Raw genomic sequence first — 13718 nt, forward strand, 5'->3', positions numbered from 1 at the left:
TTGGTGAATAACAATAGAAAAACACCATTTTCGCCAATTAAAGACGGTTTTGCGTAAAAGAATGATAATTAAAACTTAGAACACTATAGATAAAGATCAAGAAATTTGAAGAGGATAACGGGTTGCTTAATCGTCTATTTACTGGCAAGTGTAGGCTGAGGCTTTTGATGGATAAAGTGGTAATAAGGACGTTGGAAAGATAAATGTTAACCTTCTGTCAGTCAGGTCATACCGACAGAAGGTTAGGTATATGTAAGTTAAAGAGACGACAGTTTTGTCATGAAAGTGCCTTGTGGGGTCACGGGCAGGTACTTTTTATAGAAGTCTTGATAAGACTGTTTTGGGTTTAAGTCTTTAAACAAATCTGGGTACATCGCTTTGGCGTAAAACTCAATCATTGCCGCATCAATAATCGTTCGACAAGCACCGTGGTACGCCGCATACATTTGGTTGTTTTTCACCGCATTCAGTGTCGACCAACCGTTACGTTGCTTAAATCCTTGTAGGCGTTTTTGGGCCACCTCTTCGCTGACGCCTTCTCCCATAATCATCGCAGTATCGGTGCTGCCTGATTCATAGCCTGTCATGACAATAATATCTGGGTTGCTGACTAAGATTTGCTCTGGGTTAAGTTTGCCCCACCATTCAACATAAGGCGCAGAGATGTTATCGCCACCGGCCATGGTTGAGATCGCGCCCCACATGTTTTTACCAAAGGTGTAACCAATTTCATTCACGCCCGTTGCGCCATATTCGGTGTAAACTTTAGGTTTTGGTAAGTTGGCTTCTTTTAAACGGCTCTCGATAGTATCGACGGTCTTTTTATATTCTTGAGCAATCGTCTGGGCGCGTTGGTTTTGGCCGGTAATTTTGCCGATCAATAAGGTACTTTGAACATGACGTTCAACAGTTTGCGCGTTGTAATCGACCACTACAATCGGAATGCCAGCCGATTCAATTTGCGCGACTTCACTTTCCAGTGCTTTGTATTGCCAATCCGCCAGCATCAATAAATCAGGGTTTAAGCTGATCACTTTTTCAACCGAAAAGGTATTGGTATCCACTCGGCCAATTTCAGGAATGTTATTTAAAATCGGTACTTGTTTAACGTATTCATTCCAGCTTGCTTCTCTTGCTTGCCAAATGTATTTCGACATGCCAACCACGTGGTCATAAGCTTTCACTGTGCCGATTGCCATATAATCTTCTGGGTAGAAACCGACGATCACTCTTTTGGCGGGGGCATCAAACGTGACTTGGCGATTTAATACATCGGTCACGGTGGTCGTTGCTGCTTGGGCAGTCGCACTGAGGGTGGCGAGTGCGATAAGAATGTATTTCAACATGGCTTTCTATAATTCCTTGTAATAGATAGGTCTATTTAGCGCGAAATGCTTTTCACAATTTGATACAATACTAATTGATGTTGATATTAATTATCAATACTATTCGTCTTTGTGGTCAATTAAGTGCCTTTTATCGGTATCCATAACCGAATAATGGCTCGATTGCTCATAGGATTGGGAAAGTATTTAGGTAAGGTAAATAAATAGATGCAAGCCGATTTGTTATTACAAGCTGTTGCAGAGCAAAGAAAAAGCGAGCGTCGCCGAGTAACCACGATGTTGCTGTTTGTGGCGATATTATTAGGGTCGTTTATCTTTGATATTATGACAGGCCCATCGATGCTCAACGCGTCAAAAGTGTTGTATGCATTGTTGGAATTTATCGGGCTACCTTTTCAAGTTGAGCCCTCCACACAGATCATCGTCACCAACCTTCGCTTGCCGATTGCCCTCATGGCCATTGTGGTTGGTGGTGCGTTGGGGGTTGGCGGGGCAGAAATGCAGACCTTGCTTAATAACTCCATGGCCAGCCCGTATACCTTAGGGATGGCGGCGGCGGCTGGGTTTGGCGCGGCCTTGATGCTTTATATTGGTTCGTTAGGTTTAAACAGTGATTATGCGGTGCCCATCGGGGCGTTTGTATGCTGCATGTTGTCTGCTTGCTTTTTATTTGCATTAGCTTCAATGAGGCATATCAGCTCAGGTCAGTTGATCTTAGCGGGTATTGCATTGTTGTTTTTGTTCCAATCTTTATTGTCATTGGTGCAATTCATCTCATCTCCTGAATTAAGTCAGCAAATCTTATTTTGGTTGTTTGGCAGCTTGTCGAAATCAACTTGGTCGAATTTAGCGATTGTCACGGTAGTGGTGTTCGCAGGAAGCTATTTCTTATTGCAAGATGCGTGGAAATTAACCTCATTAAGGCTCGGAGAAGAGCGCGCTAAAAGTGTTGGCGTGAATGTGGCTAGGTTGAGATTGAAAACCTTATTCATCGTGGCCTTGATGACTGCAACTGTTACCAGTTTTGTCGGAATTATTGGTTTTATCGGTATCGTCGCGCCCAATATTGCCAAAATATTAGTGGGTGAAGATCAACGCTTCTTCTTGCCATTATCTTTCTTAATCGGTGCATTCTTATTATCTACCGCATCGGTGCTATCCAAAATTATTGTGCCCGGCGCACTATTTCCTATCGGGATTGTGACCGCCATTATTGGGGTTCCTTTTTTCTTCTGGCTGATCATTTTTAAGAGAGGTTAAGCATGCTTTCGGTTCAATCTTTAACCACCTCTATCGGTGACTTAACCTTAGCCAATGGATTAAGTTTTGATTTAAAACCTGGTCAAGTGACGGCGATTTTAGGCCCGAATGGCACAGGTAAAAGCTCATTATTGAAAACGCTATTTGGCGATATTAAGCCGGAAAGTGGTGAGATTTCATTTAAAGGCAGCTGCCTGTCAGAGCAATCGTTATCAAAATGGCGTCACCTTTTTGGTTACATGCCGCAAGATATCCATCTCGATGTGAATCTAACGGTGATCGAAGTGGTGTTACTCGGGCGGTTGGATGCGCTCAGTTTATCGTTGAGCGAAGAGGTGTTAAAAGAAGCCATTGGTATTTTAGATAATATTGGCTTAGCCGAGTTGGCAAACCGCGATGTTCGAACCTTAAGTGGTGGGCAACGTCAGATGATTTTATTTGCCCAAGCGTTAATGCGAAAGCCAGAAATCATGATGCTAGACGAACCGGTCAGCGCCCTCGATTTACATTACCAACATGTGCTGCTTGAACACTTATCGTATGAAACGGTGCGTCAACAATATGTCACTGTCATGGTGCTACATGACCTGAATTTGGCCGCTCAATATGCCGATAATTTATTGGTATTAAAAGGTGGAGAACTGGTGAGTGTCGGACATCCAACCCAAGTGTTGACCTCATCATTAATCAAAGACATTTATGATGTGGATGCCAATGTGATCATTGATGATAGCGGAAGACCGTTTGTGAGAACGCTACGCTCAAAAATCCAATGTGTTGCGTAACCTTAAGAGTCTGACTAGTTAATGAAATCTTCACAGTTTTTGAAAGACTGGGCTTTGTTATCGCCCGCCAGTCGCGTTCTCGTTTTTAATGCATTTAGCTTTAATCTTGGTTTTTATATGTTGTTGCCTTATTTGGCACAGCATTTACAAGACCTCGGTTACAGCAGTTGGTATGTCGGCTTGATCATTGGCCTTCGGGTATTGAGTCAGCAAGGTCTGTTTCTGGTTGGCGGCACACTCGGTGATAAATTTGGCTACAAACGTCTGATCTTAATGGGGTGTCTGGTGCGCATTGCAGGATTTTTATTACTTGCGGTGAGCGATGACTTTTCTTTGATTGTATTCGGCGCTTTCCTAACAGGGTTTGCTGGCGCTTTATTTACGCCAAGTAGTCAGGCGTATTTGTCGATTGAATACCCTGATAATGCGGAGCGAAACCGTGTATTTGCGTTACAAAATTTATGTACGGAAATCGGTAAACTCACAGGGCCGGTGATCGGTTTAGCCTTGTTTACGATTAGCTTTAGTGCGGTCGGTTATTGCTCTGCGTTATTGTTTTTCATTCTGTTTATCTTGCAGTGGTACTATTTGCCTCGCGAGCAACAGCATGTGCAAGATACTGCGCCCCAAGCATTTTGGGTAGAATGGTTGGTAATGTTAAAGCACCGTGCTTTTATGCGCTTTGTGTTGGCCGCGTCGGTTTTCCAAATCCTTTTTCATCAGTTGTACTTGTCGATCCCACATGAAGTGAAAGTGCAAACCGGTAACCCTTCGTATACAACGTTGGTCTTTTTAACTTCCTCGATCTTAGGTGTGTTGTTGCAACTACCGATCAGCCGTTGGATTGAAAAGCGCTTAGGTATCGCCAAAGGCATGGGTTATGGCATGGCGATTATGGGATGTTCTTTCCTTGCGTTGAGCGTGCACATTGAAGGCTATCCGGCTTTTTCTTTTATTTTATGTGCAAGCTTGTTGAGTATCGGTTCTATGATGGTGTACCCATTAATTGGCGCACATATTCCACGTTATGCGGAATCTAAAAATATTGCCAGTTACTACGGTTTGTATTCTTGTATTGGCGGTTTTTTTGCGTTTATTGGTAACTGGGGGGCAGGTTGGTTGTTGGGCCTCAATGCCTTTTTATCGATCTGGCTTTGGGTTGGTTTTGCTTTATTAGGGGCTTTGTCAGGGTTGAGCTTATTTAACCAAGTAAAGCACACGTCTGTTGATGACAGCATGGCAACCGAAAAGGCAACCGCAAACTCGAAGTAACTCTGAAAAGTAGGCCTTACAGAATATGGTTACGCACCAGCCCACGTTTAACGTTTTTACATAACTTTCCAAAGCGGCGGATTTCATCAAACTGAGGGATCACGCCGCGTTTTAACGCACTCTCCCAATAAGACAGTTCAGAGTCGACTAACTCCATCAGCTTTTTCGGGCAACCAATGCAATTGCCTTCGGTTCCACAGACGAAAGTCTCTTCTTCATAAAGAGGAAAGGTGGATTTCGCTTCATCAATAATCAATTGCATCGCATCCGTTCGGCTGGGTTTGTGATTCATAATCCCTCCTATTAATGCGGTTATAATATCCCTTTCATCACCAAGGCAACATTGAACTTTGTGGGTAGATTGGGCCATTAATCCCCCAGACCTTAATCTAGATTAAAAATTCCGGCGCCAATCTAAGGTAATATGCCTGCCTACTTTTGCTTGCCTGTCATTTCCCCAATTATTAAGGAGTAGTCGTGACTACTTTATTCGAACCTAGCCAAATCGGCGCTATGACCGTAAAAAACCGCTTCATCAGAAGTGCCACGTGGGAAAACATGGCAACAGAAGATGGCCACATGACGAAGCAGTTATATGCGATTTATGAAGAGTTAGCCAAAGGGGAAGTTGGGCTCATAGTGACTGGCTATGCCAATATTGTTGCAGAGGAAAAACCCAACGCTGGCATGATGGGGATCTACAACGATGACTTTATCGAGGAATATAAAAAACTGACCGATCTCATGCACAGTTACGATGCCAAGATCGTGATGCAAATTGCCTACGGCGGTACTAAGTCGACCTACGATATTGGTGAGCGTGTGATTTTTGCGCCAAGTGATGTGTGTGAAAAAAGCACGCAAACGCAGGGTAAACCGATGACCAAAGAAGAGATCGACTACATTGTTGATGCCTTTGCTCAAGCGAGTTTACGTGCCAAGAAAAGTGGTTTTGATGGTGTTGAGATCCATGCTGCGCACACCTATTTGATCAATCAGTTTTTAAGTCCTTACTACAACCGCCGTGAAGATGAATACGGTGGCAGCTTGGATAACCGTCTACGCTTCTTATTAGAGATTTATCAAGCGACTCGTCAATTAGTAGGCGAGGATTTCCCGATCCTAGTAAAACTGACCGCAACGGAATTTTTTGAAGGTGGCTTAACCTTTGATGAAACACGTATTATTTGTAAAAAGCTGGAAGCGGCTGGAGTCGATGCGATTGTCATGTCGGGTAATGTTCACGGTAAAGCCAGTACCTTAGTTGGTGAAGCTTATGATGGCTACACCTTGAAAGATGAGGGCTATTTCCATGAGTATGGCGATGTGATCAGCCAAGAGGTTAATATTCCGGTGATCACCGTTGGCGGCTTAACCGATATTAATGCCATCGAAGACATCGCAGCGCGTACCAATATTCAATACTTCGCGTTATCTCGTCCGCTGCTGTCTGAGCCAAATCTCATTCAACGCTGGAAAGAAGGCAACCGAGCCCCAGCTGAATGTGAAAGCTGCTCAAAGTGCCGAACCAAGCGTGGTAACTTCTGTATCGTGAATAAAGATCGCAAGCGTCAACTGGCTCGATTGGCGTAGTACACTAGCCAACGTTTATTGAGATGATTGAGCGTCGACGGTAATCAGCGTCGCTCAATCTGATCTTGTCGACCCTCTCACCATTTAACAGCAAACTCACCGTAAACCCCTGTGCATTTTCTTCTCTTAATGTATTCTCGTTAAACGTTCATCAGAAACGCCTTAGCTAGATTGGAGTGAGTCATGCAAAAGATCATCGATTATCTCAAACTCGCGATACTGATATTTGGTGTGTTAATCGGTGTTCAAATTCCCGGTTTCGTTAACCAATATGGTCAAAACTTAGACGCTAGAGTAGCGGAATCATCGCAAGGCTTAGCGCAGTTTCAACAAGATGCCGATCAATACTTTCATGGCAGCCTCGACCAGTTGCTCAAGCATTACGCTCGCAATCAAGATCCTGTCATTGTTGCTGGTGGACAAAGTATTCAAGCGCTTGTCGCCAGAAACCACTTGTTGACCACCGCCAAAGCAGATTTTCATCAATCACTATATAGCCCGTATTGGCAGGTATTCATTCATCCTATTGCGGAGATCCGCGATGAGGTTTGGCAGCATTATCAATACAAAGTGATCCTCAATACCGAAGCGATAAGCATTGGGGTGATATTTGGGTTAGTGGTATTAGCGGTTTCGGAGTTGGTGCTATTTATGTTGTTCTCATTGTTAAAAAGCCTATTTGGTCAGCCGCATAAGGTCACAAGGAGGGGGCGATGATCATTGAACAGGGCACTATTGAAGAGATTCTTGCAATCGATAAGCGTATCCCAGAATTCGATGGCCGTACTACTCGAAATAAGTTGGAATCTCGTTTAGCGGATAAACCACACCTTATTTTGATCGCAAAACTCGAAGGTGAATTAGCCGGCTACAAGGTTGGATATCAACGAAATTCGGGCGAATCAAGTTCAGGTGAATTTTACAGCTGGTTAGGTGGCGTTATACCGCAGTATCGTAACCAAGGTATCGCCACTGCTTTACGGCAATACCAAGAGCAATGGGCGCAACAATCGGGTTATACATCGATAGGGGTGAAATCGATGAACCGTTATCCGAATATGCTGCATTTATTAATATCCAGCGGTTATCAAATCATGGGTTATGAAAGTGGCAATGCCAAAGGTGAAGGCAAGATTGTGTTTTATAAATCGCTGATATGAGGAAATACAACGATATGGGTAATACAATCTTTAAAACTCATTTTGATATCGAGTGAATTTAGAGAGCGGAAGTGTCGCCATTTATGTTGAGTTTCCTGATATAACCAATCGTTATACCTATCTTACTTTAAATCATTATGTTTTCTTTTCGGCTTAAGGTAGTCTGCATATAGAAGTCTATACGGCTATTTGTATGAAAGGGATATTTATGACAATCAAGAAAACCATCACCAAACTCGCGTTACTTTTTCCTTTGGCATTAGGGTTAAGCGCTTGCGGGCAAGAAGAAAAAACAGAAGTCATTCGCGTTGGCGCAACCGTAGGACCACACGCTCAAGTGGTTGAGGCGGTTGCAGAAGAAGCCGCGAAGCAAGGGTTAAAAGTGGAAGTGGTGACATTTTCCGATTACATCACACCAGATGCCGCGCTCGTTGATGGCAGCATCGATTTAAACAGTTATCAGCACCAGCCTTTTTTAAACAACTTTAATGATAACAATAAGAAAGCACACTTAGTGTCTATCGGTCGCTCGATTTTGATGCGCATGGGGATTTATTCAGATAAGTATCAATCACTGGCCGATTTACCTCAAAAAGCGACCATCACTATTCCGAATGATCCAACCAATAGTGGCCGAGCTTTATTGCTATTAGCCGAAGCAAAACTCATTACTTTAAAGCCCGGTTTAGGCTCTAAAGCGACCGTATACGATATTACCGAGAACCCAAAACAGCTTGAGTTTATAGAAATGGATGCCGCGCAATTACCAAGAACCTTAACGGATGCGGATGCTTCGGTGATCACCATGAACTACGTGATGTCTTCAGGGCTCGACCCAAAAAAACAGGGCATCTACTTTGAGCCTAAAGATGCGGAACTGGCGGTAATGATCATCGCCGCACGAGAAGCGGATAAAGATAACCCAACCTATAAAAAGTTTGTTGAAATCTATCACTCACAACCCGTGCGTGATTTCATTCAAACCACCTTTAAAGGCACCATTGAGCCTGCGTTTTAATCGAATATACAATTTAAAAGACGGGTAAAAATAAACGAGCACTTCTGATGGGAGTGCTCGTTTTTGTATTCATAATGGCCAATCAATACCTCACTGCGTTTTACATCACCCCTCATTATTTGTTAAGGTTCGCGCGCATCAAATTCGCGAGAGGGATAAATGAAACTACTGTATAGGCTGGATGAATGGATTTCTCTTCCTGAAAATGAGCAACAAGCTCGACTTCCTCTCTCTGGCAGTAGCCAACTTGATGATGTGTTTGTTCGCTATCAACTGGTGGATTTAAATAAGCCGTTATTGTTTACCTTCTCGCCTTCTGGCACGGATGTGAAAGAGAGAGATTTGCATGACAACTTCTCTCCTTGGGGTTATGAACTAACCCAACAACATCAAGTGAATGTGGTTGCTTTTCAGCACCTTGGAATGAGTAATTGGTTCCGTAGCCCTAATTTGATTTATTTCCTTGAGCAACTTTCGATGTTGCTGACACCTTTCAAACTTCGTTTGGGTTATGGCCTCAGCCGTGGTGGCTTTGCGATTGGTGCTTTTGCCAATTTGCTTAAATTGGATCATGTTCTGTTGTTCTACCCTGTCAGCACCAAAAATCAATCACTGGTGCCGTGGGATGACCGTTCTAGTACGGCACTGGCTCAACAATTTGATTGGCAGGGTGCTTATCATGACCGTGATCTCGGCAATGCTCAGGGTTATATCATTTATGATCCGACCAATGATATTGACAGACTTCATGCCGAGCGTTACCCCAAATTAACCCATTTTACGGTGGTGGGAATGGGGCACGGAATCCACCCAAATAATTTAGACAGGCGAGATTTTTATAATCAGATGGTCGAGCAATTTATTCATCGACAACACATAGATATTTCTCGGTTTGACGAGCAAGTCAAAATCCAGTTTTTAAAAGAGGACTGATCTCCCGTTAATGGGGGAAATACGACATAAATAAATTTAAAACAATTGCTTAAGGCAGTTTAGACGGAGGATAAATGAAGTTACTGTATTGGTTGGATGAATGGTCTGCGCTTGATAAACAAGAGCAACAAGCGAGACTCCCAATAACAGGAGAAGACTTACTAGACGATGTGTTTGTGAAATATCAATTTGTCGATATCAATAAACCACTGTTGTTTACCTTCTCGCCAGCCGGTACCAATGTACAGGAACAAGATTTGCACGCCGATTTCGCGCCTTGGGGTTACAGCCTTGCACATAAACAAGGGGTCAACATTATTGCTTTTCAGCACTTAGGTAAAAGTAATTGGTTCCGTAGTCGTAATTTGATTTTCTTTCTTGAGCAATTGTCGAGCTTACTTACTCCGTTTGAATCACGGTTAGGCTATGGTTTGAGTCGTGGTGGCTTCGCCATTGGGGCTTTCGCAAAATTATTGCAACTCAACCAAGTCTTATTGTTTCATCCCGTTAGTACCAAAAATAAAACCTTAGCGCCTTGGGATGATCGCTCAAGTACCGACATCGCGCAGCAGTTTGATTGGCAAGGGGATTATCACGATTTGGATCTGGGAGAGGCGGAAGGCTATATTATTTATGATCCGACCAATGAAATCGATCGTTTGCATGCCAAGCGATACCCACAGCTGACGCATTTACGAGTGTTCGGCATGGGGCATGGCACTCACGCCACCTATCTAAATAAGTTTGGTTTTTATAAGCAAGTGGCGGTGGATTTTATTCGCCATCAACAAATCGATATTGGTCAATTTCGCCATCAAACCAAAACCTTGCGCTTAAAAGAAGAATATTACGACACCCTCAATAAAGCGAATGCCAACTCATCCCATCGCTTAGGCTTATTGAGCACCGCGCACAATGTGTTGATTGATGAGAAGAAGGCGCACGTAAAAGAGCATAAAAAGACCATTGATATTCAGCCACTGGTGGATATTGCAATTAAACATCAACAAGATAATCCGCAAGATGCGGTCCAGCTATTAGAGCTTGCTCAGCAGATTGCCCCTGATAATGTGTTGGTTGAGCATAAGTTGCAGCAGTTATCTTAAAGATATTGGGTTGCATTGTTATCCAGTAGATGTAAAAAAGTGAGCTTATCTAAGGCTCGCTTTTTTACATTAGCTTAGGCGTATTTTTGTTATCGATAACAGTTTTGTTTCCATGAGTAGGGGCCTGATTCTGCTACTTTGCTATCTTGATGATTGAAATGAAGTCATTTTTTATAGGCCCCTCAAGATTCAAAAATGGTTCACACCCTTCTTACCCTTAAACCAACATTCCATACCCGATCTGAGCAGCGCGTGGTACTCTCATCACATATTCGTTGAATTGCGCCTGTTCGCGACAAAGCACCGCATACTAGACGTGACGATGAGTTACTGTTGGTTGGAGTAGATAAAAATGAACGTGGATAAAGCAAAAAAACGCATTGCGAAGATGGTTAAAAAAGGCTTTAAAGGATACCCACAAATTACATTAGAATATTTTGGAGCGAGTGCTGATTGCGCCACAGAGGTTGTGGTTGGTTTTACTCTAGAGGAAGGTGCAACCGTTCAAGAGCAGCGTTTTTCCAGTGAGACCGACGTGCGAGAGCATGAAGTGATCCAATCGGCGTTGGTTAAGATTATTGAGCGTGCCGATGCGAAATCGGTGATGGAAGCGGAAGGGGTGTCAGTTCAAGTTAAGTAGCGCAGAGAATACGGCTTAGAGCAATAAAATGGAGCCACCGATTTGTCGACTTTCTCTTTTTATTGAAGTGAAAATAGCGTCGGTGGCTCAATGGTATTTGGAGTGTGATTAGGCTTCTAGAATAGCTTGAAGTTCGGTTAATGAACTCACGGTGTAGTGTGGGTTAATACCATCGGTTGCCGCAGCGCCGTGATGGTTTAACCAACAAGTTTCAATACCAAAATTGATGCCGCCAAGAATATCGGAATGCAGGTTATCACCCACCATCAACACTTTTGATTTACATGGATTGCCCGCGCGTTGTAGGGCATGCTCAAAAATGATGCGGTCTGGTTTGGCGGTGCCCACTTCTTCTGAAATGATCACTTGGTCAACATAGCTATCCATGCCGGTACGAGCCAATCGAATCGCTTGTAAATCGGTAAATCCGTTGGTGATAATGCCAACTTTCGCCTTGCCTGTAATCGCTTCCATTAACTCTTTAGCACCGGGTAGCACCGCACAAATGTCGGCCATCGCTTCTAAAAAGGCAGAGTTGAGTTCCGCTGGCGTAGTATTAAGTCGCTGCGCCCATGAATCAAAGCGAGTGTGCTTAAGTTCATCGGCGGTGATGTCGCCATTTTGATAATCCACCCAAAGCGGCTTATTCACTTCTTGGTAGGTGGCAAAATCTTGTTCTGTGAAGTCGACACCTTTGCGTGAAAACATCAGTTGCATGCCCTTGAAGGCGTCAAAATGGAAGAGGGTCTCGTCGGCGTCAAAGAAAATCCAATCGTACTTCATAATTACTTCCTTGAGAGGGGGAGTGGTGTGATTCGGCGTTAGTGTAAAATTTTTTGCTTTGGAAGAAAATCACTTATTCTGTAGGGCTATTTTACAGTTGGCTATTTTTGAATAATAAAGCGCAGAGAAATAAGCCGAGCCCATAGCTAGTGTGAGCCATCAAACTCAACACGCGTGCTCGCCATGGGGTTGGGGTTCGGCTGGCTGCGATGCCAAAACCAAAGCATGGTTGCATGATGAAAAATGGCAATATTAATGTGAGTGTTGAAGTGAACAGTGCTGGCGTCAGGCTAGGGTTGTTTAACCATGCTTGTCCAAAGATGGATACATGCCCGACAACAAACATCACACCAATCAAATAATGTAATGCCCAACCCAGCGCTTTTTCTTTCGGCTTTTTTGGCGTTTGGATGATAGAACGATGCATCAGTTTTCCTTCGGTTAAGCAATAAATCCAACGACCGACGAGCGCATAATTGAGGGGCGGAATACCGAATAAACGTTGCTGTATTAATGCCCAAATATCCATGCAAATGGTTGCTCCTATGCCTAGAACAATGATTGATAAAATACTCATAACGATTTTCCTTATTGGTCATGTGTTCAGTTAAGCTAAACTCAGTCTACAACTTGAAGTTGGCTTTAAGTCAAGGGAGGGAATAATGGATATTGCGGAAGTGTCTCATTTGTCAGGTTTTGCCCCATCAACGCTGAGATATTATGAAAAGTTGGGTTTGATTTATTCCACAGGGCGCAATGGGTTAAGGCGTCAATATTCGCCTAGTGTGTTGAATAAATTAAATATTATTTCGCTAGGACAGATGGCAGGGTTATCACTTTCAGAGGTCGCCATGATGTTTAATACAAAGGATGAGTTGGTCATTAATCGCGAGACTTTGCGACAAAAAGTACACGATATTGATCAGCAAATTATCCGTTTAAAATCGGTGAGGGAGAGTTTACATCATGTGGTGAGTTGCCCGCATGAATCGCATTTAGAGTGCGATTCTTTCCAAGCTTTGCTGAAATCGGCAAGATCTTTGAAGGCATAAAATGAAAAAGGCAGCGCACTACAACGCTGCCTTTATCGTGGAATCACGAGATGCCTCGATTAACTGCTTGGGGTTCCTTGATGATGGGCAATATTTCCCACTTCAAGTAGTGGCGCGACATCAAGATCGGCTGCGTTCATCATTTTTGAAATGCGTTGCACTGAAGAAAGCAGTAATGATTGTTCCCAAGAATCGAGATTTTGGAAACGTTGAATAAAGTGGTCCTGCAACGGTAGTGGCGCTTTTTCAAGTAGCTTCGCACCTTCTTCGGTTAAGTAGGCGTGGACTTTACGTTTATCCAATTGACTACGTTGGCGCTTAACTAAACCGCGCTTTTCGATACGATCGATAATCGTGGTGGCGGTTGCTTGACTCATATTGGTGTTCATTGATAACTGACGAATGGTGACTTCACCAGAATCACGAATTGAACGCATAAGTAGCAACTGTGGGCCGGTTAAACCAAGCTCTTTATTTAATTGTCGTGAATGTAGGTCGATTGCACGAATGATCTGACGAATCGCGATCAGAACTTCTTCATGTTTATCCATGTTGTTGCTCCCATAATGAAGACGTGAAAGTAACCTATCTGTCTTTATTCGCAAAGGGAAAAGTACATTGAGGTATTAAAATGTGGATATTTTACGTTAAGTGTAAATAAGAGATGAAATTTCACTCAAACCATAATTATTGTTTATGTATTTGTGGTTAAATTAAACGCTTAAATATTGACGATATTGTACAAGAATTAAGGGTATATGGAAATGAAG

General features: G+C 43.1%; 16 protein-coding genes. 11 read left to right on the plus strand and 5 right to left on the minus strand.

From position 1 onward, the window contains the following. Positions 1-257: 257 nt before the first annotated feature. The gene (locus VRUMOI_RS12880) at positions 258-1346 is read right to left on the minus strand and encodes an ABC transporter substrate-binding protein (protein ID WP_089139295.1); all 1089 of its coding nucleotides are present in this window, start codon (positions 1344-1346) and stop codon (positions 258-260) included. Positions 1347-1553: 207 nt separating this feature from the next. Here VRUMOI_RS12880 and VRUMOI_RS12885 point away from each other — a divergent pair, with 207 nt between their 5' ends. The 3 genes from VRUMOI_RS12885 to VRUMOI_RS12895 are packed head-to-tail and all read left to right on the plus strand — an operon-like array spanning position 1554 to position 4663. Continuing rightward, a complete protein-coding gene (locus tag VRUMOI_RS12885; RefSeq protein WP_089139294.1) occupies positions 1554-2606 on the plus strand; it encodes a FecCD family ABC transporter permease in 1053 nt (350 codons plus the stop codon). 2 nt (positions 2607-2608) lie between these two features. Next, the gene (locus VRUMOI_RS12890; protein ID WP_089139293.1) at positions 2609-3391 is read left to right on the plus strand and encodes an ABC transporter ATP-binding protein; all 783 of its coding nucleotides are present in this window, start codon (positions 2609-2611) and stop codon (positions 3389-3391) included. Between the two features lie 21 nt (positions 3392-3412). After that, a complete protein-coding gene (locus VRUMOI_RS12895; RefSeq protein WP_089139292.1) occupies positions 3413-4663 on the plus strand; it encodes an MFS transporter in 1251 nt (416 codons plus the stop codon). A gap of 16 nt (positions 4664-4679) precedes the next feature. Here the strand turns inward: VRUMOI_RS12895 and VRUMOI_RS12900 are convergent, their stop codons facing one another. Then, entirely contained in the window at positions 4680-4955 is a 276-nt protein-coding gene (locus VRUMOI_RS12900) for a hypothetical protein (protein ID WP_089139291.1), read from the minus strand. A 185-nt stretch (positions 4956-5140) separates the two neighbouring features. Here VRUMOI_RS12900 and VRUMOI_RS12905 point away from each other — a divergent pair, with 185 nt between their 5' ends. The 7 genes from VRUMOI_RS12905 (at position 5141) to VRUMOI_RS12935 (ending at position 11113) form a co-directional block, all read left to right on the plus strand. Next, entirely contained in the window at positions 5141-6256 is a 1116-nt protein-coding gene (locus VRUMOI_RS12905; protein WP_089139290.1) for an NADH:flavin oxidoreductase, read from the plus strand. A gap of 183 nt (positions 6257-6439) precedes the next feature. Further along, the gene (locus tag VRUMOI_RS12910) at positions 6440-6973 is read left to right on the plus strand and encodes a DUF2937 family protein (RefSeq protein ID WP_089139289.1); all 534 of its coding nucleotides are present in this window, start codon (positions 6440-6442) and stop codon (positions 6971-6973) included. Continuing rightward, positions 6970-7416: a GNAT family N-acetyltransferase gene (locus VRUMOI_RS12915; RefSeq protein ID WP_089139288.1), complete on the plus strand. Its 447-nt coding sequence runs from the start codon at positions 6970-6972 to the stop codon at positions 7414-7416. Before VRUMOI_RS12910 ends, VRUMOI_RS12915 begins: the two co-directional genes overlap by 4 nt. Before the next feature lie 208 nt (positions 7417-7624). Then, positions 7625-8434, plus strand: coding sequence for a MetQ/NlpA family ABC transporter substrate-binding protein (locus tag VRUMOI_RS12920; protein ID WP_231897541.1), 810 nt, complete (start codon positions 7625-7627; stop codon positions 8432-8434). A 159-nt stretch (positions 8435-8593) separates the two neighbouring features. Then, complete coding sequence (locus VRUMOI_RS12925) at positions 8594-9367, plus strand: cytosolic protein (protein WP_089139286.1); 774 nt, start codon at positions 8594-8596, stop codon at positions 9365-9367. 74 nt (positions 9368-9441) lie between these two features. Continuing rightward, entirely contained in the window at positions 9442-10473 is a 1032-nt protein-coding gene (locus VRUMOI_RS12930; RefSeq protein WP_089139285.1) for a cytosolic protein, read from the plus strand. A 352-nt stretch (positions 10474-10825) separates the two neighbouring features. After that, positions 10826-11113, plus strand: a complete 288-nt coding sequence (locus tag VRUMOI_RS12935) for a hypothetical protein (RefSeq protein WP_089139284.1) — start codon at positions 10826-10828, stop codon at positions 11111-11113. A 108-nt stretch (positions 11114-11221) separates the two neighbouring features. Here the strand turns inward: VRUMOI_RS12935 and yjjG are convergent, their stop codons facing one another. Continuing rightward, positions 11222-11896: a pyrimidine 5'-nucleotidase gene (yjjG, locus tag VRUMOI_RS12940; RefSeq protein ID WP_089139283.1), complete on the minus strand. Its 675-nt coding sequence runs from the start codon at positions 11894-11896 to the stop codon at positions 11222-11224. A gap of 91 nt (positions 11897-11987) precedes the next feature. Then, a complete protein-coding gene (locus tag VRUMOI_RS12945) occupies positions 11988-12473 on the minus strand; it encodes a DUF2938 domain-containing protein (RefSeq protein WP_089139282.1) in 486 nt (161 codons plus the stop codon). Positions 12474-12558: 85 nt separating this feature from the next. On the opposite strand from VRUMOI_RS12945, the gene VRUMOI_RS12950 reads away from it, so the two are divergent. Then, positions 12559-12948, plus strand: coding sequence for a helix-turn-helix domain-containing protein (locus VRUMOI_RS12950; protein WP_089139281.1), 390 nt, complete (start codon positions 12559-12561; stop codon positions 12946-12948). 59 nt (positions 12949-13007) lie between these two features. Here VRUMOI_RS12950 and VRUMOI_RS12955 read toward each other — a convergent pair whose 3' ends face one another. After that, positions 13008-13499 (minus strand): MarR family winged helix-turn-helix transcriptional regulator, encoded by a 492-nt coding sequence (locus VRUMOI_RS12955; RefSeq protein WP_089139280.1) that lies wholly within the window; start codon positions 13497-13499, stop codon positions 13008-13010. Positions 13500-13718: the final 219 nt, after the last annotated feature.

The organism is Vibrio rumoiensis, from assembly GCF_002218045.2.
In the GTDB taxonomy this organism is placed as follows: domain Bacteria; phylum Pseudomonadota; class Gammaproteobacteria; order Enterobacterales; family Vibrionaceae; genus Vibrio; species Vibrio rumoiensis.

Bases quoted from the DNA above. Each gene is read 5' to 3' on its own strand.
- VRUMOI_RS12900 (WP_089139291.1), bottom strand. From the start codon at position 4,955: ATGAATCACAAACCCAGCCGAACGGATGCGATGCAATTGATTATTGAT.
- VRUMOI_RS12885 (WP_089139294.1), top strand. From the start codon at position 1,554: ATGCAAGCCGATTTGTTATTACAAGCTGTTGCAGAGCAAAGAAAAAGC.
- VRUMOI_RS12945 (WP_089139282.1), bottom strand. From the start codon at position 12,473: ATGAGTATTTTATCAATCATTGTTCTAGGCATAGGAGCAACCATTTGC.
- VRUMOI_RS12950 (WP_089139281.1), top strand. From the start codon at position 12,559: ATGGATATTGCGGAAGTGTCTCATTTGTCAGGTTTTGCCCCATCAACG.
- VRUMOI_RS12930 (WP_089139285.1), top strand. From the start codon at position 9,442: ATGAAGTTACTGTATTGGTTGGATGAATGGTCTGCGCTTGATAAACAA.
- VRUMOI_RS12925 (WP_089139286.1), top strand. From the start codon at position 8,594: ATGAAACTACTGTATAGGCTGGATGAATGGATTTCTCTTCCTGAAAAT.
- VRUMOI_RS12920 (WP_231897541.1), top strand. From the start codon at position 7,625: ATGACAATCAAGAAAACCATCACCAAACTCGCGTTACTTTTTCCTTTG.
- VRUMOI_RS12890 (WP_089139293.1), top strand. From the start codon at position 2,609: ATGCTTTCGGTTCAATCTTTAACCACCTCTATCGGTGACTTAACCTTA.
- VRUMOI_RS12910 (WP_089139289.1), top strand. From the start codon at position 6,440: ATGCAAAAGATCATCGATTATCTCAAACTCGCGATACTGATATTTGGT.
- VRUMOI_RS12895 (WP_089139292.1), top strand. From the start codon at position 3,413: ATGAAATCTTCACAGTTTTTGAAAGACTGGGCTTTGTTATCGCCCGCC.
- VRUMOI_RS12915 (WP_089139288.1), top strand. From the start codon at position 6,970: ATGATCATTGAACAGGGCACTATTGAAGAGATTCTTGCAATCGATAAG.
- yjjG (WP_089139283.1), bottom strand. From the start codon at position 11,896: ATGAAGTACGATTGGATTTTCTTTGACGCCGACGAGACCCTCTTCCAT.
- VRUMOI_RS12935 (WP_089139284.1), top strand. From the start codon at position 10,826: ATGAACGTGGATAAAGCAAAAAAACGCATTGCGAAGATGGTTAAAAAA.
- VRUMOI_RS12880 (WP_089139295.1), bottom strand. From the start codon at position 1,346: ATGTTGAAATACATTCTTATCGCACTCGCCACCCTCAGTGCGACTGCC.
- VRUMOI_RS12955 (WP_089139280.1), bottom strand. From the start codon at position 13,499: ATGGATAAACATGAAGAAGTTCTGATCGCGATTCGTCAGATCATTCGT.